Source organism: Mucilaginibacter sp. (assembly GCF_041663085.1).
In the GTDB taxonomy this organism is placed as follows: Bacteria; Bacteroidota; Bacteroidia; order Sphingobacteriales; family Sphingobacteriaceae; genus Mucilaginibacter.
Map to the genome: position 1 here is coordinate 101,485 of NZ_JBAZRC010000001.1, position 24,588 is coordinate 126,072.

Sequence of the window (24,588 nt, forward strand, 5' to 3'; positions counted from 1 at the left end):
GAATCCTTACATATCTTTTTTAAATTTTTTGTAAGGATTTGATGCGGATGGCGACAAAACCCAAAAACTCCAACGAAATAGCAATGGTACCATCTATAAAATTTACACTGATAACCTGGTTGGTTATGATAGGGTTTGGTTCACTTTCGTTCGCTTTAAAAGATAAAAAGCGCGCATCCCGCATCCATCCTTCACATGCCGCGAAAAGTGTTAGCTGCATAGAACCCTTAACATCGGTTGACTGTTCCAGTTGCCCACCAGGCTCGTTTAGGCTGGACGGACGGATTACCGGGTAAAGTCCCGCCCGCAACTCATTAAAATTGGCGGCGAACCAACCAAATTCATCATCTATAATCATTAATAACACTTTAAAACATTCAACTATGGTAAAATTAGCATTATTGGTCAGGCTGGAAGCCAAGCCAGGAAAAGAACAGGAAGTCGCAGACTTTATTAAAAGCGCCCTGCCGCTTGCAGAACAGGAACCGGCTACTGTTAGCTGGTATGCGCTACAGTTAGGCCCCTCTACCTTTGGTATATTTGACACCTTTGAAGCCGAGGAAGGCCGTCAGGCTCATTTAGGCGGTGAGATCGCGAAAGCTTTAATGTCCAAAGCTCCTGAATTACTAGCCCAGCCGCCGGTTATCGAACAGGTAGACCTGCTGGCCGTGAAGTAATGATTGAGAAATACCTAAGCGTGGGTTGCCGAAAACCGGCAGCACTGCGCTTAGCTATTCAACAGAAGAAACAATTGCTTTTCAGATGATAAAAACACGGCACTTATTTGTACTCCTCTGCATTTTACTTGTTTTTTCCGCGTCTTGCCGATACCTGCGAATACCGGATAAAAAGGCCAAATTGGAATTTTCCCGCCAGGATCTTTTTCCGCACTTTATGTACATGTCGGTTGACCATGTCAACCTGCATTACGTTAAAGCAGGCAGCGATACCTTGCCAACCCTTTTCTTTATCCATGGGTCACCGGGAAGCTGGAAAGGTTACCGGGAATATCTCATGGATCCTGACTTATTGAAACATTTCCGTATCATCGCTATTGACCGTCCCGGCTTCGGTTACAGTGATGCCGGGCATGCTTATCACCTTTCCGATCAGGCAAGGCTAATCTATGGTATAGTCAAAAAGGAACAAAATGACAGACCACTGCACCTTATCGGTCATAGTCTCGGAGGCCCCGTCGCCGTGAAACTCGCGCAGGACCATCCGGAGGCTTACGCTTCAGTGACTTCATTAGCTGGCTCGATCTCTCCTTACGATGAGCCAAAGGAAAAGTGGCGCGCAATTTTTGTCCATACCCCCCTGCAATACTTGTTGCCGGGACCGTTCAGGGTTTGTAATACGGAGATATGGTATTTTAAGAAGGACCTTTTTGATATGGACACCTGCTACTACAGGATGAATATGCCGGTTACTTTCATACATGGTGACAAGGACAACCTGGTCACCGTTAAAAATGTTGCTTATGGAACTCGAAAGCTATCATTTAACAAAAAAGTGAAAGTAATTATTATTCCCGGAGCGAATCATCACATTCCCTGGGAGCATTATGATATTATAAAAAAGCACTTACTGACTTTAGCTACAAATTAAGTAAGTCATTCGAAAGTTCAATGGCCCGGGCAGCCCTGACCATCCCGGCTTAGTTTCCAACGATCGCTGATTTCAGCTTACCAGCCGAGCGTCTTGTCTTCAAATCCGGTAATGATCTATAAAAATCAAAAAGTTTGTAAGGCTTTCCCGGCGCCTGCGACAAACTGGGAAAAGTAACATAAAACCAACGCATTAGATCATGAAAAAAGCATTCCCGCTGATTTTGATATCTGTCTTCACTGCCGGATTCGCATCAGCACAAAACCCGACTGAATTACACCAAAAGCATTTCAACATTGATAAAAAGGGCCTGGCAATCAATGGGTATGATCCTGTAAGCTATTTCACCGGAAAGAAAGCACTGGAAGGTAAAAAAGATATCACCCTGACCACTGAAGGTATTACTTACCGGTTTGCCAATACGCAGGACCGCGACCTTTTTAAAAGCAACCCGGCCAAATATCAGCCCCAATTTGGTGGCTGGTGTGCCTATGCGATGGGTGCGACAGGTGAAAAAGTTGATATCGACCCGGAGACCTTCAAGCTCATCGACGGCAAACTATACCTGTTCTACAACGCATTTTTTAACAACACCAAAAAGTCCTGGGATAAGGACGAAAACAACCTGAAAACCAAGGCGGATGCCAACTGGGCAAAAACCATCAGGTAATCAACAATTAAATTTAATTCATCCATAAAAAATCAATTCAAAATGAAACGTACCATTCTTATTGCATTCGTTGCGCTGTTCAGCATCGTCCAGGCCAAAGCCCAAAAATCAGAGATCTTCGCGCCGGGTGGCAAAGCCATTAAAGGTTATGATGCGGTAGCTTTCTTTAAACAGTCTAAAGCGGTCAAAGGGGCCGACAGCCTTTCTTACCAGTGGAAGGGTGCCAACTGGCTTTTTGCCAGCCAGGAAGATCTGGATGCCTTTAAAGCAACGCCCGAGAAATATGCACCGCAATATGGCGGATTTTGCGCTTACGGTGCTTCGGATGGCAGCGGGCATAAATCGCCAACCCAGACAGAAACCTGGACAGTACTGAACGATAAGCTTTATTTTAACTATAGCCCTAAAGTAAAAGAGATTTGGGTAAAAGACCAGGAAAACCTGATCAAAAAAGCCGACGTAAACTGGACGGAGTTAAAAGATAAAAATTAAAATATTCCTAATAGGCCGGCCGTAAGCGACCGGCCTTAATTCCTCAACAAATGCCGAAAGAAAAAGACAAGAGGCCGGTTTTGATCACTGCCGGCCCGACCAGAGAGGCGATTGACCCGGTTCGTTATCTTACCAACCACTCTTCCGGTAAGATGGGCTATGCGATAGCGGAAGCTTTTCTCGACAAAGGCTTTGAAGTGGTGCTGGTTTCCGGCCCTGTCGGGTTAAGTCTCACACACAAAGATCTCACCATTATCGATGTCATATCCGCGGATGAAATGTACAATGCATGCCGCGCCTATTTTCCACTAGTTCAAATTGCGGTTTTTGCCGCTGCAGTTGCCGATTATAAGCCGGCAGAAGTTCGTAGGCAAAAGATGAAAAAGTCCGGAAACGAGTTCAGCCTGCAACTGGTCAAAAATGTAGATATCGCTCTTGAATTTGGAAAGGTCAAACAAAAGGAACAGGTATCAGTCGGCTTTGCGCTGGAAACAAACGATGAGGAACAGAACGCGCTCAAAAAACTGTTTACAAAAAATCTCGATATGGTCATCCTGAATTCCGTACAGGACAAGGGGGCTACATTCGGTTACGACACCAACAAGATCACCATGATTAACAGGGATTTTGTTGGCCGGACTTTTCCTCTAAAATCTAAAAAGGAAGTCGGTAAAGATATTGCTGATGCTGCGATCAGCTATGCCAGCAAACAATATGCATTAAATAAAAATCATCATGACCTACACACAATTTAACGTACTGGTTTGGGCACTGCGTCTCGTTGCTGCAGGTATTATGCTGCAAACCTTGTTTTTCAAGTTCACCGCCGCCCCCGAGTCCGTGTATATTTTTAGTAAACTCGGTTTGGAGCCGTGGGGCCGGATTGGCATCGGTTCACTGGAACTCATTGCCTCTGTCCTGATTCTTATTCCCCGAACCACCAGCTTCGGCGCTTTTATCGCTGCCGGTATTATGGCCGGAGCCATGTTTTCCCATTTGACCAAATTGGGTATTGTAGTACAAAATGACGGCGGCCAGCTATTTATTTTAGCGCTCATTGTTTTTGTCGCCTCTTCCTTGCTCCTGGTCATCTTTAGGAAACAGAATTTTCTCAACCTTATTTTTTGATGAAAAATCTTCATCTAACACAATAATGATATGAAACTCAAAGAACCCATCTCCCATTTGTTGAGGCAGCTCCAATATGTACTTGACGGATTGACTGATGCACAATATGCGCAGCCGGTTAAAGTATTGTCCGGTTCAACAACAGGACAGCATACGCGTCATATACTGGAATTTTTTATAGAACTCAATCAGGGCTATCTAAGCGGTATTGTAAACTATGACAATCGCGTGCGCAACCGCCTGATTGAAACGAACAAAGACTTTGCTATACAAACCTTGCTGGAGATTGCAGACGGCCTGGATAAACCTGACCGGATGTTGTTGCTACATGCCGAATACGGTAACGATGAAGCTGAACCCTTTCCCGTTTTTACCAATTACCTGCGGGAACTCGTTTATAACCTGGAGCATATGGTTCACCATATGGCGCTGATCCGAATTGGCGTGAATGCGGTGGCCGAACTGGAGATCCCGGAGAGCTTCGGTGTAGCCGCTTCTACGCTCAAATTCAGGAAGGCATGTGCACAGTAACTTATATTCCGGCAAACGATGGTTTTTACCTTACTTCTAACCGCGACGAAAGCATTAACCGGGCTACGGCTATCCCGCCAAGGGAATATGAGGAAGACAATATCAAACTCCTTTATCCCAAAGACGTGGACAAAAACGGAACCTGGATCGCCGCAAAAAACAACGGCGATGCAGTTGTACTGCTGAACGGCGCTTTTATCAAACACACCCTTCAGCCTCCTTATCGAAAAAGCAGGGGCCTTGTATTAATGGATATCATTAAAGCGGACTATCCGGACCGTTTTTACGCAGCAATGGACCTGGATGAGATAGAGCCATTTACGATCTTGCTGTATGTATCAGGAAAATTGCTGGAGTGCCGCTGGGATGGGGAAAGGAAACATATTGCAGAATTAGATAAAACCAATCCTTATATCTGGTCATCAGCTACCCTGTACGATAAAATGGCTATCGCAAAAAGAAACAGTTGGTTTAATGAATGGCGCAAATTAAGCTATGCAAAGACAAAAGAGGGCATATTGCATTTTCACAGGTTTGGCGGAGCAGGCGATTTAAAGGACGGCCTGGTGATCGACAGAGAGGGAAAAATGAAAACCATGAGTATCACCAATCTAAGCGTTACGCCGTTCGGTACGACCATGACCTATAATGATCTTAAGGAGAACAAACAATACAGTAGCGAACTTGCTATTGATCCTCGGGTTGAATTGAGCGTGGGTAAAGCCCCAAAAAGTCAGTTGCTGGCTTTAAGGATATTTCTCATCAAACTATTTAACTGGGAATTCTGGCCTTTCCGGGTGGTTTATCTGCCCATCATGCCATTTTGGTTTTGGCTGAGCCTGAAGGCCAGATCGCTTTTCTTTTTTAATACCTCAAATCCCTTGATTAAAAATGGCGGTTTCGCCATGGAAAGCAAAGATCAGATTTATAAATTAATGCCGGATCGCTATTATCCCCGTACGTTACTGTTTAATAAAGAAACAGATGCTGCAGTGAACAGTTCAGCTTTGCAGGAACAACGCTTAAGTTTCCCGGTAATTGCCAAACCGGACATCGGCGGACGAGGCGTTTTAGTGAAAAAAATAAATAACGAGGCGGAACTTACCGATTACATTAATAAAATTAAGGTAGATTTTCTTTTGCAGGAATTCGTCGATTTTAAAAATGAGGTAGGCATATTTTATTACCGGATACCGGGCGAAGATAAAGGGCAAATCTCCGGGATTGTGGGTAAAGAATTTTTAACGGTGACAGGGGATGGAGAATCAACCGTTGAACAATTATTGATCAGCGAACCGCGTTTCCTATTGCAGCTTGGGGTATTACAGCATACCCATAAAGCGGTGCTCAAACAGATTTTATTGGCGGGTGAAGTGCGTACGCTGGTGCCTTATGGCAATCATGCCCGAGGTGCTAAGTTCATTGATTTGAGCCACCTGATTAGTGAACAGCTTACGGAAACGATTGACAGCGTATGCCGCCAAGTCCCTGAATTTTATTTTGGCCGGATGGATGTCATGTATAATACCTGGGAAGAACTAAGTGAGGGGAAGAACTTTTCTATTGTTGAATTGAATGGTGCAGGAAGTGAGCCGACGCATGTTTACGACCCTAAACATTCCATATGGTTTGCCTGGAGGGAAATCATCAGGCACTGGAAGCTTTTATACCGTATCAGCAAGCTTAATCATGAACGACAAGGGCTGCCTTATCTGACTTACCGTGAGGGACAGGAAATGCTAAAAAGCAATGCGGCATACGAAAAATTAGTATCATGAGCCTTGCCAGATACACTAAGCTTTTCCTGGTTGCTTTTAGCATCAGTTTTGTTGGTTCCCTGCCAATAGGCACCTTAAATACCAGCGTTGCCAATTTCGCCCTGAACAATAATTTCACGGGCGCTTTCCGGTTTGGATTCGCCGCTGTATTGGTAGAAGTAGGGCTCGTCCGCATCGCCCTGATCGTGATCGATAAGCTGGCTCACCTGAAAAGGCTTTTCCTCCTCCTGGCCATAGCGGCCTGTATCGGTATTTTAATATTGGCTTACCGGACACTGGAAGCCGCCTTTCATATGAAAAACTTCGCAGACGTTTTGCCCTTTGTCGGTAGGAATGCCTTTTATTCCGGGTTGGCCCTCAGTTTGCTTAACCCGCTTCATTTGCCTTTCTGGATGGGCTGGACTGCTGTTCTAAAAGACCGAAAGGTGTTGATCAGTACACCCAGGGCTTACAACCTTTATATTTTGGCTATCGGGTCAGGAACCTCCATCTCATTTATTATTTACGGCATGGCGGGCAATTATTTGATGGACGCGCTTAAGGCACAGCATAACCTGATCAACTGGATCTTGGGCTTCACGTTGTTGATGACCGGGTTAGTGCTGGCCTATAAGTTGTTTACCAAACAGTTTTTAAAGCTTAAAATGGCTCCGGACCGCCCTGTTAAACGAGCTCTGAAAGATCAAACAGAGAATAAAGACAATTGCAGACTGGCCTCCTGACGAAATCTCTTCTCGGGTTTGGCCGGTGAATTTATAGCCAAAACCAGATGGCAGTTACTCTTTTGCGGTTTCTTCAATAGCTCTTATGGCGACACCGGAGCTATATCTGGATATTCCGGATGGCTTAACTAGGCAATTCCGTGGGATGTAGAGCACCGATTTATGTTATCGCTTTAGAAAATCGTAATTATTAATCAATGAGTTGATATGGTCAAAGTGTTACAGAACTAACGGTTCGCTATCCCGGACGTGGCGATTGATGGCTCGTAATATCCAGATAGTGTTATAATTAGATCAATAAAAAACATACTAACATATTTTGATTTTTTGTCAGTTGCGTTTACCTTTGTCCGCAATCAACTATAAAATGGCATCGACCACACTTCTGATTAATGATATTCTCCCGGAACAGATCCTACAGGCCGCGCTGCAACTGTATTTAAAACACGGTCTGAAAAAGGTAACGATGGATGATGTATCCAAGGTTATCGGAAAAAGCAGGAGCGCCATTTATTATTACTATAAAAACAGGGATGAGATATTTGACGCGGTGATGGAAATGCTCATCCGTGATATCATGGACGAAATCAAGCTGGCCGTAGCTAAAGGTGGTTCAACGGAAGAAAAGTTAAAGATCTTCTGCCTGGCCAAAGTAAAGCTATCCGAAGAAAAAAGCGGTGTTTTTGCCGCCATGGAGGCGGGCATGAATGTAGACGAAAGATCCCGGCATGCGACCACCCTGACCGCGGTGCACAAAAAGCTGATGAAAGCCGAATCAGATCTGCTTGCGGCGGTGTTCGCTGCCGGGGTCGAAAAAGGGGAAGTAAAGCGGGTGAAGCCAAATGACCTGGAACGGGTAATTTTTATATTGCTGAGCAGCATTCGCGGTATCCGGCGGGAAATGAAGCAGGATAATGATTTCAGCGAATTAAAGCCGACGGTTGATACGTTAACGGCTATGGCCATGCACTGGATGAATAATTAATTTTTTTTTGCACAAAAACTGACATTTTATCAATTTATGTCAGAATGTTTTTATTTGACATTTTTATTTATGGCAATTTTAGGTAAAACAGATATGTTTAAGGCGTTCAGGAGCCTTAACTACACCTTGTATTTTTGGGGGAGGTCAGTATCGCAATTTGGAACATGGATGCAGCGTACCGCGGTCGTCTGGGTTGTGTACTCCATGACGCATTCTACGTTTATGCTGGGGCTGACCATCTTTGCCGAACAGTTTCCCTCCTTTTTGTTCTCGGTTGCCGGCGGTATTGCGGCTGACCGTTATGAACGCTACAAAATTATCAGGCTGACGCAGATCGTATCCATGATCCAGGCGTGCCTGCTTGCGGTACTGGTGATGACCGGTCATTATGTGATCTGGGAAATACTGGTATTAAGCGTGATCCTGGGTGTAATCAACGCCTTTGACGTTCCGGCGAGGCAGGCCATGATCCATGAAGTGTTGTATGAAGAAGCAGACCTGCCCAGCGCACTTTCCTTAACGTCCGCGACAGCCAGCCTTGCTAAATTACTTGGCCCTGCCTTATCCGGCATTGTGCTTGAAAAGTTCGGGGCGGGCTTATGCTTTCTTTTAAACGCAGCCAGTTTCGGCGCTGTCATGCTTTCACTGGTATTTATGAAATTACCGGCTTACGTTCCTAAGAACATCAAAAAGAAAGCGATCACGGAATTAAAAGAGGGATTCAACTATATCGTCCGGACCCCGGCGATAGGCCTGGTCATCCTGATGCTGAGTATCATCTGTTTGCTGGTCATGCCGTATGACACTTTAGTGCCGGTTTACGCCAAGGTCATCTTTAAAGGCAATGCCGCCACTTTCGGTTATATCACCAGCTTTATCGGCATCGGGGCGGTTTGCGGGACCATTGTCCTGACCTCCTTAAAGAAAGACGCCAATCTCAAAAGACACCTGCTGGTCAGTACCGTAATCCTGGGTATCGGCCTGATCGCCTTTTCACAAAGCGGGAATTTGCTCATCGCTCTGTTGTTCGCCGCCATAGCGGGCTTTGGGACGGTTGCGCAGGGCACGCTCAGTAATATCATCGTTCAGTCCGAATGCGCGCCGGATATGCGCGGACGGGTGATCAGCATCCTGATCATGGCCTTGTTCGGCATGCTTCCCCTGGGCAGCTTGTTGGTAGGCTCCGTATCGCAAAAGATCGGTGCGCCCAACACCATGCTTTGCCAGGGGCTGATCGGTTTGGTGGTCGCGGCAGTGTTTTTCAGGTTCTTGCGTGTTCCTGTCGCGGGCAGCCCCAAACTAATCGCTGACGAAACCGAGGAAGAAATCATAGAAAAAATATAAATCATTTAGCTTAAAATTCAAAAAAATGGAACAATCGACAAAAACAGCTTTTTTGGTAATGGATATGCAATTGGCGCTGTTAAGCCATTTACCTGATCATTCGGCACTGGTAGCCAATGTTAAAAAGGCTATTGCAAAAGCCCGTGACTATAAAATGCCGGTTATTTATGTAGTGGTGGGTTTCCGGCCTGGCGCTCCGGAAGTAGGGTTAGGGAATAAATCATTTTCCAATTTTATAAAGAAGGAACAGTGGAACGCTGAATTTGCATCGCAATTTCTTAATACCCATCCTGACCTGGCTCCGCAAGCGGAAGACATCATCGTGGTCAAGCGCCGGGTTAGCGCATTTACGGGAAGCGACCTCGAAGTGATCTTAAGAGCTCAGGACATTCGACACCTGGTAATGACGGGCATAGCCACAAGCGGTGTAGTACTCTCCACACTCCGTGAAGCAGCGGATAAAGACTACAAGCTTACCGTTATAGAAGATTGCTGTGCAGATACCGATGAAGAGGTACACCGGCTGCTGATGGACAAAATTTTTATCCGGCAGGCTGAAGTACTTGAGCTGCAGAGCTGGTTAGCATATTATTTACGGCATGACGGGTAATTATTTGATGGACGCGCTTAAGGCACAGCATAACCTGATCAACTGGATCTTGGGCTTCACGTTGTTGATGACCGGGTTAGTGCTGGCCTATAAGTTGTTTACCAAACAGTTTTTTAAGCTTAAAATGGCTCCGGTAGATCAAAGTCAACCTCATAAGCCATAGCCCTAATAGAACTAAATATTAATAGAACGGTTATCGATTGTCAGTGTCTCTGCGCTGAAACCTGGTTATTACCTTTCGTCTAAATAAAGGAAAGAATTGTGTGCCCTAAAGTTTAGAAAGCAATAGTATATTGAAAATTGATAACGCCACTCCTCGTCAATCCGTCTGGCCGGACTTTTCTTACGATGAATGGTGTGCCGACCACGATTTCAAAACGGTTCGCGTTTTTAAAGGTTTTTGTAGCCACAATACTTCCGTTTAACGTGAAACCCTGGGACCCATCAATCAAAACGCGGTCACCAAACCGGTTCTCATAGGTATCCGTACCAGTATGATAAATCCCGGAAATGCTAGGCTTCAGTGTAATAGCGGATTGGGGAAGGAAAAAATAATAGCCAATTCTGCCTAAGAGATCACTTTTTCTCCGAAAATTATTTGTTGGCGCAAACTTAAGCGTCCTCGGATCGGTGTATTCGTCCGGGAAATAAGTGCTTTTATTTTTCTGAATCACAGGAACCTGTATAGCTGCGTCAAATTCCCATTTCCGGTTAACAATATAATTAACCCCGCCAATAGCATCATACGTACCAATGCTGGCCTGGTAGTCTAAAGGGAGTGGCTTGCCTGCAGCGTTTTTGCCATTGCCGGAGGTAAGCGGGATTTTTACGCCTCCTATAAAGTTCAGGCTGTTGTCGGAATTGATTTTGGGAGCGTAATTGATCGTTCCGTATACGTCCCCGACATCGAACTTACTACCTAAAAAGCCGGTGGCATAAGTAGCCGTTAGTTTTGACTGAAATGAAAACCGGGAATTGAAATTCACCTGGTATTGTAGGTAGGGATTGATCGTACTCGTGTTTTGTTCTCCTAAGCCGTAATTAACCCCAAAGTCAATCGCATGCCGCTTTTGCCTCGTGGTCACGGAGTCCTGGATGTGATTTTTTAATACCCCGAGGCTACAAAATCCGGCGTCACTACAACCCTGCGCATATCCTTCCAGGGACATGGTTATGATAATCGCCAATGTTAAAAAAGTTTTCATAATTCGAGTGATTAAAAGGTTAGTTGAGAAAAACCAAATAGGTGGCTGTACTGCTGACAATAAATTAGTGCATAGCTATAATCTTTGGGGTTGGCTTCGGCGGGAATATCGTAAATCTGGTTGCCCGAGGTAGCTTTCAAAGATCCAAGATTGACAAAATGTACCGGATCCTTCTCTTTACTGATATATACTTTCAGATCCGGCCCGTTACTTGTCGAAAAGTTTTCGAGGGCCAGTTGGTATTTATCACCTGTTAAAAAAATCCTGGCCGTACCCGTTACCGTTCCGTACTGGCCATTACTAAAACCACCGCCAGTGCTTGCCGGTGTGGATTTCGTCGCATCGATAGTTTCATTTAAAGTGACCGCAGGTGTACTTTCTTTTTTACAGCTGGTTGCCAAGGCGGCTGCCAGTAAAAAAAATAGACAGGGTCCAAAGAGTTTTTTCATACTGTATTGATTTAAAGGTTTTTCCTTTGGTCGGAACTTGACGATAATCCTTACAGTAGAAGTTATATTATTATTCAGCTGTTTAATGGATCTAACAGGGACAACGAAACCTGCAAAAATACCCGGAACAAAAAAGACCGCCTCACTTTTGAGACGGTCTTTTCCTTTGTTTCATAATTTACTTGATCGTTACTTTGATCATTTTAGAGATATCGGGCAACGTGGTAAACGGATTTGGGTTCGGAACAACAGCAATCGGCCTGGTGGCTGTTAAAGGCGTGCCTGCCAGGTTAAATTGTGTTATACCAGCACCGGGAAACTGATCAACAGCAGTGCCATCGTTAAATAGCTGGATCGTATTCGATATGTCACCTTTTTGGGTAGCATCAATGCCATTATCGGTTGAAGCAAAGAACCAGTCATTTGAGAAGCCATACATCGTTGCAATCGCCAGGCGATCTCCTTTAGCTGCCGAAAAGTCAGTTGAAACCAAACCTCCCTGTTGGCCTCCGATTACCGGAAGCAATACTCTTGTGGAAGGAGCGGGCAGAACATATACCTGTTTCACACCTGGCAATGTCTTTAGATATGCTGCTAACGTATCCGCGTTGCCCTGCTGTGCCAGTGGTTTCAATCCTTTACCCCTGTCATTCTCTCCAATCTTATAGATAGGATTATCAATACCATTATATATGACAACCAAGATCGGCGAAAGCGGTGTGAAAATGCCGGTAATACCTTTAATATAAGTTGACAGTAATGCGTTATCGCCCGTCTCCGCGATATTCGATAAGCCATTGGCTGTAGGCTTACCGGCAGTGTAAAGTGGGTTAGGGTTCTGTAAGTTGCCACCAACAATATAGGAGACCGCCCAAACACCTGGACTTAGCGGAGTTTCATTCTTTGTTCCACCGGAAATATTTTTCAGTGTCAGGGTGAATACTGAATTTCCGTTGTATTTTAAGTTTGCGCTAACCAGTTGTGATGCTGCAAGATAGGTATTGCCTTGAGCGTCGATCCCATTCACCTCCGTAATGTTTTTGCTTTCCGCCTCTCCGGGATGATTAACGTTTGCCCCTGGTGCCTGGTTGACACGGGTTCCGTTGTCCCAAAGCTTGATCTGTGAAGATACATCCCCTTCAATAGGGTTTCCATTGCTGTCATAAGGCATTATACCCGGGTTGGCAGGTGCAAAGAACAGGTCATTGGACCAACCGTACATCGTTGCAAAGGTTAAAGCCTCACCCTTCGCCGCTGAAAATTGAATGGTAACAGACTGACCTGGCAAAATCAGGGCTGGTGATCCCGTGCCCTGGAAAGTGCCCGATTCAACCAGTGGCTGGGAGTTAAGCACATTTTCCACGCTAATAGTAGATTTGGTCGTCGCGACAGGCTCGTTGTCGTTGTTTTTTTTGCACGCTGCAAGAAATAGCGGCAATAACACCGCTGCTGTTAGTTTGTAATGTTTTCTGAAGATTTTCATTTACTGTAAAATTTCACACTTAGTCGCCGACTGACTTTTCTCCTTACAATAAATTTTTAATTACAGTATAACCGCCTGTGCGTAAAACGATTATTTTTTCACGCCAACGCCTCTATTTTAACTGGCAAAATTGAAATGCAGGACGTATCTGATTGGACTGTGAGTAAACGGATAGAATAATTTACCAGAGAATACATATACGCCGCACCTAATTTCGACTTGCATTCTTCCTGTTATTAGCGTTTGCCCTTGAACTTGAAAGCTTGGAGTTGTGCGGCCAAAAGATTACCCACTTATTAAAATGCAAGAATATTCGACCTGGTTGTACGCGGATTTAACTTCATCGCTTTGCCATTGTCAGTAAATCTGTCCCAAATGCTGAATTGTTCCTTCGTTTAAAATCACAGTTCCTTCTTCTGAAAAAACCTCCATTTTGTCAAAAGGTTTGGTGGGATAAAAAGTGTCAGTAAATACAATTTTGCCATCATTTGTAAAAAATTCTAACGAGGCTATATCGATCAGCAAGCGCCAACTCATCGTTTTACCGATGTTTTTATATGGGGCCTGTTGTAATGAGGCGTATCGTTCATTAAACTTAATACCCGTTGCATTAGTCCTATCCACAAAAATTTCTCCAAGTTTACGGTCATAATATATCGTGATATTTTCATTTAGGTCATTTTTCAAGCGTATCCCATATTTTCCGGGAAGGTGGTTGGTCGAAAAATCGAGGTTAACTTCGAATGCCAATTTTTCAAACTTCATATATTTTGATAAATCTAAATTGCTGTCTATTTTTTCCCGTTCAACCTTTACTTTCTTCTCCAATAAATCCGATAATTCCTTGATGGGCTCTGATTCTAAATAGTAACGATTATCATTTTTCACAACATGTAGCTCCCGTGGAAAGGTAGCAGCCCCCGACCATGTTTTTGTTATGCTATTTTGCACCTGACCTGCATATTGGTGTGATTGCATCCAAGCTATAAAAATTCGCCTGCCGCCTGGTTCATTATTAAAAGTATTTCCTGCGTAGCAATCTTTTCCGTGGTCGACCCATAGTGTATCTTTTTGATTGCTGGAAAATTTTTCTCCGTCAAAATCGCCAATAAAATATTGTGTTGCGGTAGCTAACCTGTCGGCACCATTGCTCAGATTCACAACGCTTACCAGCAAAACCCATTTGGTTTCGTTGGTTCCTTTGACTTTAATCGGAAAAAAATCAGGGCACTCCCAGGGTCCAGCGTGATTGCCTTTGCCTGTGCCAAATTCACTCATAAATGTCCAGTTTAAGCAATCTGAAGAAGAATAAAACTTGATAACCTGACCTGCCGCTAGCGCCATGAGCCAGTGTTTCGAGGTCTCATCCCACATCACTTTAGGATCACGAAAATCAGGCAATCCAGGATTTTTTATGATTGGATTTGCTGCATATTTTCTCCATGACCGACCTTTGTCTGTACTGTAAGCCAGCGCCTGTGTTTCCTGGAACTTCTCCGCTTTAGGATTATGGTAAGTAAAAATCGCCAGCATGGGCGGATTCTGCTTAGTGCCAAGACGAGATGTGTTGTTTATATCAACTACGCAACTGCCAGAAAAAATTTGCCCCAAACTATCCGGAGCAAGAGCTATGGGCAAATGCTGCCAATGGAGCAGATTGCTACTTACCGCGTGCCCCCAATGCGATCCTGGCAGACCACTCTTAACAAGATGCTGATAAAAAAGGTGGTATTCGCCCTTATAATAAACTAAACCGTTTGGGTCGCTCATCCAATCCTGGGTTGGAGAAAAGTGAATCAATGGTCTGTAAGGTTCCGGTACAGGATTTGACCCATTGTTACCTTGCGCAAATATTGTTACCGCAGATAACAAAAAAAGGACTATAAGGATTGTTTTACGCAAATTTAGCATTGTCGTTCTTTGAAGATATATATCGTTATTTAACTATGAACTCCTCTGAAAAAGCGGACTCATAATCTGTCATTTCTTTAAGTGGCGTACATGAAAAGACGGGAACTATGCTGAGCTTTCTTCCATCCCCATATGGTTTGATCATCTGGGCATACAAAAGCGATCTCTTCAAACTCTTTTTGCAAATAGACATGTACGGCGACGACGCTTACATATAAAAATTGCCCAGCAAATCCTTGAGGGAAGACCTCTTTATTTTTATCTTAGTCAGCTATTTAAAGATCTACAATTTCATAGTTCAGGTTATTTATTATCCAGAAACACTTTTTTAACCGCGTCAAGATATCCATAACCATGTATGTTGTCAGGTTGAAGATAGCTGGTTTCGGTCCATTCGTTCCAGCTATTTATAGTAATCAGAGGCGCCTGCTTTGGATGTGCATCTATATAATCTTTCGCCATCTGGAGTCCTTTGGCAAAGTTTGCAGGCGTGTTATTACGCATAACCGGGCTTTGTCCCATGCGCGGACTGTTATCCCAACCTATGCTGACATGGGGATAATATTTAAATTCGAATGAGGTATCAATACGCGCCCATTCTTTTTTTACACGATCCAGAATATTTAAGTAATCGTCGTCAGGATTCGTAAAGTGGACAAATTGGTAATGCGTAGCACTTGTAAAGCCCAGCTTTTTCACAAATGCGTTCTCAACATTTTTGGTTTTGCCGCTATCGAAGCCGCTATAATTTGTGTTTATAGCCCACATGGTTAACTGTAATTCCAAACCGGGAAAACCCGCGCGTTTCGTTTCATCCTTAAACCATTGCAGCGCTGCGGCTGTTTGCTCTATTCCACCCAGCCCGGCAATTAATTGCGGTATATCGTAGATCATAAATACCGGCTTGCCGTCTATCTTATAATATTGAGGCAGTTTAAAATATTTTTCAATATTACGTTTACATATCTTTTCAAATTCAGCCCTGCTTACTTTGCCGGTCCAGATAACATTGTCCTCATGGTATTTATTTAAACGGGTGTCCCAGGCGTTCAGCACATCATGATTAGCCCACATCAGATAAAATTTCATTTTATTAACATTGTCAGATTTAAGGAAACCGCTGTCAAGAGTAGTCTCCATAAACGGCCGGCCATCGTACCAATACCAGTCGAAAATAAAAATATTGACGCCATGTTTCGTCGCCTGGTTAATTTCCATATCCATTACTGCCGGATCAGCCTCATTAATCGGGCCCCAAAGCGGTTTACGGTTCCAGTAATGACCAGGGTTACGCTGCTGCATGGTAGTAACTGTTTCCCATTCGCCATTACCTTCCGGCCAGAATGGGCGTAATCGCGGGTCGCCACTGGCGTATGCCGGATAAAGAAACGCAGCAACATCATACTTTTTGGGAGCCACTTGCTTGTTTTGGGCAGCCGAGGATCCAGCAAATAAAAGCAGCATACTGATTCCCAACACCATAATGTTTTTGATGCTGTCATACGGTTTGGGAATTAATAAGATTGGAATTTTACAGTACTTCATGGGGATGATCTTTATATATTATTAAATATTGTGGTTTGTAATGTGGTAAAAGTAAATATATGCCCGGGCGCCATCGGCAGCCCAGGGCATTATTAACCAACCAGCAACTAATTGCAATTTTATGTACTCATTCTTTGGAGATGATAGGATTGCACTACGCTGAGTGTGTATCCTTTAGTAATGGCTAATCTTAATAACCAGGGTTTTCGACCAAATTTTTATTGTTGGATGTTCGTCCTACGGTTAACGGCAGATAATAATTTTCTGCCCTGAATTGCGGGATGTTTGATGTCCCATCCACGTTATTGATAATTTGTATTTGATACTTTCCTGTTGCACCGTCAAGAATATAACGGATGCCAGACCAACGGATCGAAAGGTCATGAACAGCTGTGCGCCATCTCCGAACATCCCAGTATCGCTGCCCTTCAAATGCAAGTTCTACTTTACGTTCATGACGAATTTGATCGCGATTTACACTACCCAGAACGGCTATACCTGCGCGGCTCCTGATTTGATTAATGGAACTGAGAGCATCTGCCGTATTTCCTAATTCGAACGCAGCTTCGGCATTGTTTAACAGGATTTCGGCATACCTGAAAATCAGCCAATCCTGGGCCGAGGTTGCCCAGGCACTGTTGGCACCGGCCATATTGTCGTGGCTTTCATCTAAGTATTTCAAAACACCTAAACCTGTTCCCTGGTAGTCCTGGTCACCGGTAGCAGCAATCCCATTATAGGCTCCGCTGGTTATTATTGATCCATCAGGGCGCCTGATACCAGCATGAAAATCAAGTGTAGTTCCTTTCCATGGCGTATTTTGGGTGAAAAAGGTTGCGAAAAAGCGAGGATCCTTATTTCCCCATAGCTCTTCCGTAGTCATTATTTTATTCTGAACCGTGTTACGGTCCAGTGTTCCTGGAGTTCCATCAACATGTTCGAAAGATTCGGCTAATTCAAGATACGCTTGGTCGTATAAACCGCGTCCCCACGCTTGTGGTCTTGGACAGTTGAAGAAATCGACGCCCCAGCCGTTCCCACCGGTAGCCTGATTAACATTGTCGTGGCGCTTGGCGAAAATTACTTCGCTGTTGTTTTTTACCAAAAAAATATTTCTGAAATTGGTTGACTTATTAGCATCTAGATTATACAAAGCGTACTTCCCGCTTTTTATAATTTCCTGGGATGCATCATATGATTTCTGGTAATAGGTCTTAGCTGCAGATGCAGGTATTCCTACTACGCCATTTAATTGAACTGTACCAAACTGGGCTATGCTTCCTGCGTATAATGCTGCGCGGCTTTTTAAAGCAATTGCAGCGTATTTTGACGGCCTTCCTAGATTATCGGTCGTAACAACATCAGGTAGATCATTCGCACACGCGTCAATTTCGGAAATGATAAAGTCGTAAATTTTTTGTTCAGTCTCTCTTGCCGGGAAAAGTGCAGACTCAGGTTCGCTTATATCCTGAACTTTGGTGATCAATGGAATTCCACCATACCGCTTAACCATTGAAAAATAACAAAACGCCCTTAAAAACTTAGCTTCGGCTAACTTAGCTTTTATCTGATCCGCGGGAAGTGGGGAAGTGGGTAATTTTTCAAGAAATTGGTTGATCTCACGCACTGTGTTATATCCCCACCAATCGAGTAACCCTCCGTTGATGTTTAAATTACCGTATTTATAAGTGAACGCATTACTTGGATTCCAGTCTCTGAATTGAGGAAAACTTTCGTCAGAAACATCATTGATATCAAAAGCGTGCCAGCTACCATCGCCGTCAAAGGATCCACTGGCGTTACAATCATTTCCTAAAACAGGCATGTCATAATAAATTTGAGTAAGGTAGGCGTTTATCAATGCAGGATCTTTGAAGACGTCAGCATCTGAAATTATATTAAGTGGCTTTTTATTTAGGACTTCCTTATTACAGGAAAAGCAAGCTGTTAAGCAGATCAACATGATCAGCGATATAATTTTTTTCATAATGTTTTTAATTATAATGTAATGTTTAATCCTAACGAAATAGTTCTTTGTTGCGGATAGTAATACCCCGCCTGGCCGTCAGGGGCTTCAGGATCAATTTCATACTTTTTAAGTGAACTAAAGGTCAATAAATTGGTGCCTGCGGCATAAACCCTGGCATTTCGGATACCTGCTTTTGCCAACATGTTTTTCGGCAGATTATAGCCTATGGCAAGGCTTTTCAATCGCAAATAGTTCGCCTTTTTAAAGTATAGGTTGTTAAACAAGCCGTTTGTACTGGCACCGGAGATCCGGGGGGCCGCGTCGGCCGAATTATTTTGTTCAGTCCACATATTCTTATAAAAAGCATCGGAATAATTTAAACCGCCGTGATATAGATAAACGGAGGTATAATAATTAAAGGCACCTTGGAAAAGAGATTGCAGATCGAAGTTTTTGAACTTAAGGTTGAAGGTAGCCCCGGTCGCCCATTCCGGTGTGGTACCGGTGCCTATTTGCTTTTGATCTTTGTAATCTAATTTGCCATCACCATTCACGTCAATAAATTCAATGTCACCCGGCCTCAAGGCAGCATTGCCGCCTGGATAAGTGAACTTCAAGTTATCAATTTGTTGCTGGCTGGTAAACAGTCCGGTAGCGACATAGCCAAAAGTCCGGTCAGTCCATTGTCCCGAGAGTTGATATAGTCTTTTTTGATCAGGATCTGTAAAATCCTGTTGCTCGTAGTGTTTCCATTTTGCACGCGTCCAGGAAATATTGGCACTTATCTGATAGCCTAACTCACCTATACTTCCGCTGGTACCCAAACTGAAATCGAATCCACGATTATTTTGACTGTTTAAGTTTTCCGCCGGTAGCCCCGCACCAAAGGTATTAGGAAGCGACAGTACCCTCGTGGCAGGGATTCCGGACAGGGTACGGTAAAATACCTCTGCAGTACCGAACAATTTCCGGTTAAAGAGTGAAAAGTCTGTGGCGACGTTGTAAATATTGATTCGCTCCCAAGTCAGATTTGGGTTAGCCAAACCTGTCGAGGCAATCCCGGGTTGGGTATTGTTACCAATTAACCATTGTCCGCTAAGTTGATACCCCGTTAAATATTGAAAATTACCTACATTGTCGATGCCTGAGCTTCCGTAACTTGCCCGAAGCTTCAACTCGTCTATACTTTTAATGTTTTTAATAAAATTTTCCTGATCCAGCCTCCAGCCTAATGAAACACTTGGAAAATATCCCCAACGCTTATTTGACTGAAACTTCGCAGACGCATCTGCCCTGATGGTCGATTCGAGCAAATATTTGTCCTTATAGGAATAATTAAAACGCCCAACATAGCTTGCACGCCCCATTTCAGATGCCGAACTGTTAGCCACAGCGGTAGTTACAGAACCCGCGTATAATTCTTCTATAGCAGGAGTTAAAAAATTATCCCTTCCGGCAAGTAAATAATTAGTATTGTAATCGATAACCTCATAAAGCGCAAGTGCAGATATATGATGGTCGCTGTGAAATACGTGGTCGTAATTCAATGAGAATTGCCCGGTTACATTTCTGGATTGCGTTTGCTGATAGGTAAGTTTGGCTTGTGACCCAAGTGCGCCGGCTAAAGTGTAGGCGTTGGTTGAATAGTCATAAGTATAAAAACTGTACGGTTTGGAAAAGTTTTTATCCGTAGAGTAAGTTTTGTCATAATTTACGAAAGCTTTGGCATTCAGTCCACTAATACCAGGTATTTTATAAACGGCGATGAAAGTTCCTTTCACGTTCTGAGTGTTAACCCTGTCGTAACCGGCTATATCCTCGTTAGATATGAGCGCAATGCTGCCCACTCCCTGACCGTTGGCATAAGAATACTTGGTTGGATCTGGCAAGGTTTCAGGATAGATGGGAAGTGAGTTCCACAAATCCTGCCATAACGTGTTAACGCCAATACCCTGGCTGCGTGCCGGCTGCGAATTCGATTCGTTAACAGCTGAAAGCAGCAACTGGACGGATAAATTATTATTGATCTTCGCATCTAAATTGGATTGGAGATTGTACCTGTTATAACCGCCACCATTTTTTTTCCACATGGGATCCTGATTCAGATAGCCGAAAAATCCGAAATATTTAATTTGGTCACTTCCGCCTCGAACGGACAAGTTCTGCTGTGTTTGCGGAGCCCAGGTACGAGCGGCAACTTTTTGCCAATCTGTGTTTGGATAAGCAGGATCACCACCTGTTTTGTATTTCTGTATTTGATCTGCCGTATAAGGTGCCGGCTTCCCCTGGCTGGTATAAAAAAGGTTTGTTATTTCTGCATACTGAGCCGAGTTAACCGGCTTTGCCATCAGGGTATTACCCTGTAAGGTGTAGGATGAATTGAATGTGATGTCAGGTTTACCATCTTTTCCATGCTTTGTAGTCACCAATATAACCCCATTACCTGCACGAGCACCATATATAGAGGCCGCGCCGTCCTTAAGAATGCTCAGGGATTCAATTTGATTCGGATCAATATTGTTGAAATTTGATTCAACGCCGTCCACAATCCAGAGGGCTTGTCCAAAACCACGAATGCTGATAGCGGCCTGATCTGCACCTGGCTGCCCGGTTGACTGCAATGATACCAAGCCTGGCAACCTTCCTGCCAGTGTATTAATCGTACTTGCAACAGGGGCCTGGGTTAGCTCCTCTCCTTTAACAGCCGATACGGACCCCGTAAGTGTTGCTTTCTTTTGCGTACCATAGCCTACTACCACAACATCATTAAGCGTTCCAGACTGGATGGACAATGCCACATTTATGGAGGTTTGCCCGGCAACCGCTATTTCCTTACTTGAATAGCCGACGAAGCTAAATACCAACACCGCATCGGTATCTACCCCCGAAATAGTGTATTTCCCATCTGTTCCTGTCACTGTCCCCAAGGTTGTGCCTTTCACCCTAACGCTCACACCTGGTAACGGCAAGCCTTTTTCATCATCAACCCGGCCCGTGACGGTAATAAGAATTGGGGCTTTTGCAGGTTTGTAAGTTTCTTGTGGTTTTGCTGTTATGATTATATTGCCGTTCTTGACAACATAGTTAAAAGGCTGCCCCGCAAAACACTCAATCAGCACTTTATCCAATGATTTGTTTTTGACGTCGATAGTTACCGGGTTGGCCTGGCTTATCAATTGCTCATCATAAAGAAAATGGTAGCCAGTCTGGCGGCCTAAGTTTTCAAGCAATTGCTCGAATGATACGTTCTTAACTTTCAACGTAATATTTTGCCCGTAAGTAGCTGCTGTAGCATGCAATAATGCACACATACAAAAAACAAACGTCAGTTTCATTCTTAGGATTATATTAGGTTTAATGCAGGAAATGGCCCTACAAAAAGAATTTGTAAAATTTTTATACATTTGAATGTTAGGTTTATTGGTAATTGATTGTTCAAAGCCATCGTTCAATTTATCTGACACAGCTCTCATTGCTGTTAAACCAGGAGCGGTGAGACGTTCCTGGTTTTATCAGATATCATGAGGTAAGTTTATTTACATATTACGATTATCCTCCTTCCTTCAATTTTAAATTTTGCGATTCCTGTTAATTCTATATAATTCAATAGTTCAGTTATATTTTCCAGCCGCGACACGGTGCCTCCCAAAAACTTATTATTTACGTTTCCATTATATTCCACATCCACATTATACCATCTTGCTATCTTGTTCATAGCCGCCCTGATATTCTGTTTTCTGAAAGAGAAGTAGCCGTTTTTCCAGGCCACAGCATCCTCGACGTTAACCTCGCGAAGTATAATATTCTCCGAATTGAATTCCGCTATTGCCTGTTGGCCAGGAACCAGTAACGCATGAGCATTTTTAGCAGATAAAGAAACAGAACCCTCCAATAGGGTAGTGGCCACAGCGGGTTCATTTTTATAAGCCATCACGTTAAAATGCGTACCCAGGACTTTAATGTTTGTGTTTTCTGCTGTAACTGTGAAGGGTGAATTTTTATTTTTGAAAATCTCGAAATACGCTTCTCCATGCAACTCAACATGCCTTTCTTTACCTTCAAACCTACTTGGATATCTTAAGGAAGATGCCGCGTTTAGCCATACGTTGCTACCATCGGGCAAGGTAACCATGAATTGACCTCCCGCCGGTGTTGTGATGGTATTATACGTTATAGGTCCGTTGGTATCCCCGGTTCTGTTTTGGTAGACGATCCGGCCTGCTGCATTTTTCGTTATTACCATACTTCCCTGCACTGCCAATTTTCCTTTGGTCGAACTATCTAAATCAATTCTATCGCCGTTACCGAGTGTTAATACAGCAGTATACTTACCGGGAACAATTGTTTGCTTGAAACTGCTTTGTTTGGCAATCTTCTGATCAATGGAAACCGGTTTTTTGAAAATGAAAATTGCCAGCCCAATCGCTATTACTGCAGCCGATGAAGCTATCCACCTCATTCTCGCGAAAAATGCCTTTTTCTCTTTATGATGAATTTCATTTTTCAGGCGCGTTAGTATCCGTTCGCGGGTACGTTCCTGGTCATCGGGATACATTGCCGACTTTGAGCTGATGGATTGGTACAGATCCAGCAGATCCTGCTTTTCACTTTCGACAATCGTATCGGCTAAATACTTATGCAAAAGTCGGTTTATCTCTTTCTTCCTCACTACATAATTGGTTTATACCTACATGTTACCCCGAATTGCAAATAACCCTATATGTCCTGTAAAGTATTTTTAAAGAAATAAATTGGGTTATAAATACGATAAGCCGGAGAAGTAGCATAACCGCTTCAAAGCAATCCCTTTAAAAATCAGCAAATTAGTAGTTAGAGCAGCGAAAATAATATTCACCCTTTCAAAATTTTCGTTATAATCTCGCAGGGAATGATTGCGAGCAAGCCTGTGATCTCCAGATTATGCCGGATAATTTTAAGGGCGCGGGTCAGGTTTGCCTCTACTCCTTTTTCGGATATATTCATTTCAGAAGCTATTTCGGCATTCTTCAGACCAAATTCGCGACTATATATGAAAACAAGCTTACATTTTTGGGGTAAATTCGCGACTATACCATCGATATATTCCTTCAGAAAGAGCGCGTCTAACTTCTTCTCATCCCAACATAGATCATTAAATTCGATGTGCAATTCCGCCAGTCTGTTCCGTCTTTGTTCTTTCCGATAATATTTGAATACGGCAAATTTGATTTTAGTTGCTAAAAAACCCTGAACGTTTAGGATCTGAATATTTATTTTTTTAGTCCATAGTACCATGAATACCTCATGGACAATATCTTCAGCGACTATTTTATCTTTTGTATGGTTCCAGGCAATCAGCAGGAGTTTTTCCCAATACCTGTTGTATAGCGCTGTAAAAGCGGCGTGATCGCCCCGCTGTAATAGCGCAAGCAACTCTTGATCGGAAATTCCGTTCTCAGGTTTCATTACTAGGTTACCTCAAAGCCCCCCTGGATGGAGGATTTCTTTAACAGGATTTTTAATTGGTTATTGCAATGTATAAATCATTTTACGTTCGTTAAAAATTCAATTTTTAATAAACGGGAATTCTTTTCATCAAAGCAGTACTAAGGTAATTTGAATATTTGGCCAAACCATCCTTTACTGTTTGGCCAGGCCGTCAACGACGCCTAGATAACCTGCGCCGGAACCGGAAACTTAAACAAAATAACAATATTATAGCAATTTGGCAATCGAACCCTGTATTGAAATAAGCCTGGAAGAATGCGTAGCAACCCCGTTTTTAGTCTAAAATCCTATTGATTAAACCTCTTAGTCTGGAACATTGCGAAGTGCCAAATTCTTTTTTAAAATGTAATAGTGAGGCTTGATTTGACCGGTCTGGCGTTAAGAATTGTCATTAAATGGGACTTGGTCTTCCATCGAGTTGTAAACTGTAGCCTGTTAATACCAATGTCTATCCCAGGAAAGACCAAATTAGCAGGACCCGACAGACATAGTGATAATAAGCGATAATATGACTCGTCGACAAGGAATTGCTCCAGTTATTTAGATTGTAAACATTAAAATGTTCAACAATCAATATAAACACGGCAATGGAAATATTTACGACTAAGATGAGCCTTGCAGAGTATAAAGGTTATCGCCAAATGTGCACCTCAAATAGAATACTTAGCTTC

The 24,588-nt window shown here is 43.3% G+C and carries 23 protein-coding genes; 13 read left to right on the forward strand and 10 right to left on the reverse strand.

Annotated features, from left to right (window positions below):
* Positions 1-19: 19 nt before the first annotated feature.
* Complete coding sequence (locus WC615_RS00425) at positions 20-358, reverse strand: hypothetical protein (protein ID WP_372976166.1); 339 nt, start codon at positions 356-358, stop codon at positions 20-22.
* A gap of 25 nt (positions 359-383) precedes the next feature.
* Here WC615_RS00425 and WC615_RS00430 point away from each other — a divergent pair, with 25 nt between their 5' ends.
* The 13 genes from WC615_RS00430 to WC615_RS00490 all read left to right on the forward strand — a co-directional run bounded on the left by WC615_RS00430 (position 384) and on the right by WC615_RS00490 (position 10,031).
* Positions 384-677: a putative quinol monooxygenase gene (locus tag WC615_RS00430; RefSeq protein ID WP_372976167.1), complete on the forward strand. Its 294-nt coding sequence runs from the start codon at positions 384-386 to the stop codon at positions 675-677.
* A 25-nt stretch (positions 678-702) separates the two neighbouring features.
* A complete protein-coding gene (locus tag WC615_RS00435) occupies positions 703-1,608 on the forward strand; it encodes an alpha/beta fold hydrolase (RefSeq protein WP_372976168.1) in 906 nt (301 codons plus the stop codon).
* Positions 1,609-1,807: 199 nt separating this feature from the next.
* Entirely contained in the window at positions 1,808-2,278 is a 471-nt protein-coding gene (locus tag WC615_RS00440; protein ID WP_372976169.1) for a YHS domain-containing (seleno)protein, read from the forward strand.
* 42 nt (positions 2,279-2,320) lie between these two features.
* Positions 2,321-2,770, forward strand: coding sequence for a YHS domain-containing (seleno)protein (locus tag WC615_RS00445; RefSeq protein ID WP_372976170.1), 450 nt, complete (start codon positions 2,321-2,323; stop codon positions 2,768-2,770).
* 50 nt (positions 2,771-2,820) lie between these two features.
* A complete protein-coding gene (locus WC615_RS00450; RefSeq protein WP_372976171.1) occupies positions 2,821-3,525 on the forward strand; it encodes a phosphopantothenoylcysteine decarboxylase in 705 nt (234 codons plus the stop codon).
* The gene (locus tag WC615_RS00455) at positions 3,506-3,898 is read left to right on the forward strand and encodes a DoxX family protein (protein WP_372976172.1); all 393 of its coding nucleotides are present in this window, start codon (positions 3,506-3,508) and stop codon (positions 3,896-3,898) included. The genes WC615_RS00450 and WC615_RS00455 overlap by 20 nt, the downstream gene beginning before the upstream one ends.
* Positions 3,899-3,928: 30 nt before the next feature.
* Complete coding sequence (locus WC615_RS00460) at positions 3,929-4,429, forward strand: hypothetical protein (protein ID WP_372976173.1); 501 nt, start codon at positions 3,929-3,931, stop codon at positions 4,427-4,429.
* Positions 4,417-6,207 carry an NRDE family protein gene (locus tag WC615_RS00465; RefSeq protein ID WP_372976174.1) on the forward strand — a complete coding sequence of 597 codons (1,791 nt, stop codon included), beginning with the start codon at positions 4,417-4,419 and terminating at the stop codon, positions 6,205-6,207. The genes WC615_RS00460 and WC615_RS00465 overlap by 13 nt, the downstream gene beginning before the upstream one ends.
* The gene (locus WC615_RS00470; RefSeq protein ID WP_372976175.1) at positions 6,204-6,929 is read left to right on the forward strand and encodes a LysE family transporter; all 726 of its coding nucleotides are present in this window, start codon (positions 6,204-6,206) and stop codon (positions 6,927-6,929) included. Before WC615_RS00465 ends, WC615_RS00470 begins: the two co-directional genes overlap by 4 nt.
* A gap of 367 nt (positions 6,930-7,296) precedes the next feature.
* Positions 7,297-7,914 carry a TetR/AcrR family transcriptional regulator gene (locus WC615_RS00475; RefSeq protein ID WP_372976176.1) on the forward strand — a complete coding sequence of 206 codons (618 nt, stop codon included), beginning with the start codon at positions 7,297-7,299 and terminating at the stop codon, positions 7,912-7,914.
* Positions 7,915-7,983: 69 nt separating this feature from the next.
* On the forward strand, positions 7,984-9,258 hold the full coding sequence (locus WC615_RS00480) for an MFS transporter (RefSeq protein WP_372976177.1): 1,275 nt from the start codon (positions 7,984-7,986) through the stop codon (positions 9,256-9,258).
* Between the two features lie 25 nt (positions 9,259-9,283).
* Positions 9,284-9,868, forward strand: coding sequence for a cysteine hydrolase family protein (locus WC615_RS00485; protein WP_372976178.1), 585 nt, complete (start codon positions 9,284-9,286; stop codon positions 9,866-9,868).
* Positions 9,858-10,031 carry a hypothetical protein gene (locus WC615_RS00490; RefSeq protein ID WP_372976179.1) on the forward strand — a complete coding sequence of 58 codons (174 nt, stop codon included), beginning with the start codon at positions 9,858-9,860 and terminating at the stop codon, positions 10,029-10,031. Before WC615_RS00485 ends, WC615_RS00490 begins: the two co-directional genes overlap by 11 nt.
* Before the next feature lie 112 nt (positions 10,032-10,143).
* On the opposite strand, the gene WC615_RS00495 is transcribed toward WC615_RS00490, so the two are convergent.
* The 9 genes from WC615_RS00495 to WC615_RS00535 all read right to left on the reverse strand — a co-directional run bounded on the left by WC615_RS00495 (position 10,144) and on the right by WC615_RS00535 (position 23,875).
* Entirely contained in the window at positions 10,144-11,073 is a 930-nt protein-coding gene (locus WC615_RS00495; protein ID WP_372976180.1) for a hypothetical protein, read from the reverse strand.
* An 11-nt stretch (positions 11,074-11,084) separates the two neighbouring features.
* Positions 11,085-11,522 (reverse strand): DM13 domain-containing protein, encoded by a 438-nt coding sequence (locus WC615_RS00500; protein WP_372976181.1) that lies wholly within the window; start codon positions 11,520-11,522, stop codon positions 11,085-11,087.
* A gap of 178 nt (positions 11,523-11,700) precedes the next feature.
* Positions 11,701-13,005, reverse strand: a complete 1,305-nt coding sequence (locus tag WC615_RS00505; RefSeq protein ID WP_372976182.1) for a spondin domain-containing protein — start codon at positions 13,003-13,005, stop codon at positions 11,701-11,703.
* 357 nt (positions 13,006-13,362) lie between these two features.
* Positions 13,363-14,916: a glycoside hydrolase family 32 protein gene (locus WC615_RS00510; protein ID WP_372976183.1), complete on the reverse strand. Its 1,554-nt coding sequence runs from the start codon at positions 14,914-14,916 to the stop codon at positions 13,363-13,365.
* 303 nt (positions 14,917-15,219) lie between these two features.
* A complete protein-coding gene (locus WC615_RS00515) occupies positions 15,220-16,461 on the reverse strand; it encodes a glycoside hydrolase family 99-like domain-containing protein (RefSeq protein WP_372976184.1) in 1,242 nt (413 codons plus the stop codon).
* Between the two features lie 190 nt (positions 16,462-16,651).
* Entirely contained in the window at positions 16,652-18,448 is a 1,797-nt protein-coding gene (locus WC615_RS00520; protein WP_372976185.1) for a RagB/SusD family nutrient uptake outer membrane protein, read from the reverse strand.
* 11 nt (positions 18,449-18,459) lie between these two features.
* Positions 18,460-21,894 (reverse strand): TonB-dependent receptor, encoded by a 3,435-nt coding sequence (locus tag WC615_RS00525; RefSeq protein WP_372976186.1) that lies wholly within the window; start codon positions 21,892-21,894, stop codon positions 18,460-18,462.
* Between the two features lie 68 nt (positions 21,895-21,962).
* Positions 21,963-23,099, reverse strand: a complete 1,137-nt coding sequence (locus WC615_RS00530; RefSeq protein ID WP_372976187.1) for a FecR family protein — start codon at positions 23,097-23,099, stop codon at positions 21,963-21,965.
* Between the two features lie 182 nt (positions 23,100-23,281).
* A complete protein-coding gene (locus WC615_RS00535; RefSeq protein ID WP_372976188.1) occupies positions 23,282-23,875 on the reverse strand; it encodes a sigma-70 family RNA polymerase sigma factor in 594 nt (197 codons plus the stop codon).
* Positions 23,876-24,588 lie beyond the last annotated feature (713 nt).

Excerpts from the sequence above, each read along its gene's own strand:
- WC615_RS00520 (WP_372976185.1), bottom strand. The coding sequence starts at position 18,448 with ATGAAAAAAATTATATCGCTGATCATGTTGATCTGCTTAACAGCTTGC.
- WC615_RS00505 (WP_372976182.1), bottom strand. The coding sequence starts at position 13,005 with ATGAAAATCTTCAGAAAACATTACAAACTAACAGCAGCGGTGTTATTG.
- WC615_RS00455 (WP_372976172.1), top strand. The coding sequence starts at position 3,506 with ATGACCTACACACAATTTAACGTACTGGTTTGGGCACTGCGTCTCGTT.
- WC615_RS00430 (WP_372976167.1), top strand. The coding sequence starts at position 384 with ATGGTAAAATTAGCATTATTGGTCAGGCTGGAAGCCAAGCCAGGAAAA.
- WC615_RS00495 (WP_372976180.1), bottom strand. The coding sequence starts at position 11,073 with ATGAAAACTTTTTTAACATTGGCGATTATCATAACCATGTCCCTGGAA.
- WC615_RS00425 (WP_372976166.1), bottom strand. The coding sequence starts at position 358 with ATGATTATAGATGATGAATTTGGTTGGTTCGCCGCCAATTTTAATGAG.
- WC615_RS00500 (WP_372976181.1), bottom strand. The coding sequence starts at position 11,522 with ATGAAAAAACTCTTTGGACCCTGTCTATTTTTTTTACTGGCAGCCGCC.
- WC615_RS00465 (WP_372976174.1), top strand. The coding sequence starts at position 4,417 with ATGTGCACAGTAACTTATATTCCGGCAAACGATGGTTTTTACCTTACT.
- WC615_RS00480 (WP_372976177.1), top strand. The coding sequence starts at position 7,984 with ATGGCAATTTTAGGTAAAACAGATATGTTTAAGGCGTTCAGGAGCCTT.
- WC615_RS00470 (WP_372976175.1), top strand. The coding sequence starts at position 6,204 with ATGAGCCTTGCCAGATACACTAAGCTTTTCCTGGTTGCTTTTAGCATC.
- WC615_RS00440 (WP_372976169.1), top strand. The coding sequence starts at position 1,808 with ATGAAAAAAGCATTCCCGCTGATTTTGATATCTGTCTTCACTGCCGGA.
- WC615_RS00450 (WP_372976171.1), top strand. The coding sequence starts at position 2,821 with ATGCCGAAAGAAAAAGACAAGAGGCCGGTTTTGATCACTGCCGGCCCG.
- WC615_RS00510 (WP_372976183.1), bottom strand. The coding sequence starts at position 14,916 with ATGCTAAATTTGCGTAAAACAATCCTTATAGTCCTTTTTTTGTTATCT.
- WC615_RS00460 (WP_372976173.1), top strand. The coding sequence starts at position 3,929 with ATGAAACTCAAAGAACCCATCTCCCATTTGTTGAGGCAGCTCCAATAT.
- WC615_RS00485 (WP_372976178.1), top strand. The coding sequence starts at position 9,284 with ATGGAACAATCGACAAAAACAGCTTTTTTGGTAATGGATATGCAATTG.
- WC615_RS00490 (WP_372976179.1), top strand. The coding sequence starts at position 9,858 with ATGACGGGTAATTATTTGATGGACGCGCTTAAGGCACAGCATAACCTG.
- WC615_RS00445 (WP_372976170.1), top strand. The coding sequence starts at position 2,321 with ATGAAACGTACCATTCTTATTGCATTCGTTGCGCTGTTCAGCATCGTC.
- WC615_RS00475 (WP_372976176.1), top strand. The coding sequence starts at position 7,297 with ATGGCATCGACCACACTTCTGATTAATGATATTCTCCCGGAACAGATC.
- WC615_RS00515 (WP_372976184.1), bottom strand. The coding sequence starts at position 16,461 with ATGAAGTACTGTAAAATTCCAATCTTATTAATTCCCAAACCGTATGAC.
- WC615_RS00535 (WP_372976188.1), bottom strand. The coding sequence starts at position 23,875 with ATGAAACCTGAGAACGGAATTTCCGATCAAGAGTTGCTTGCGCTATTA.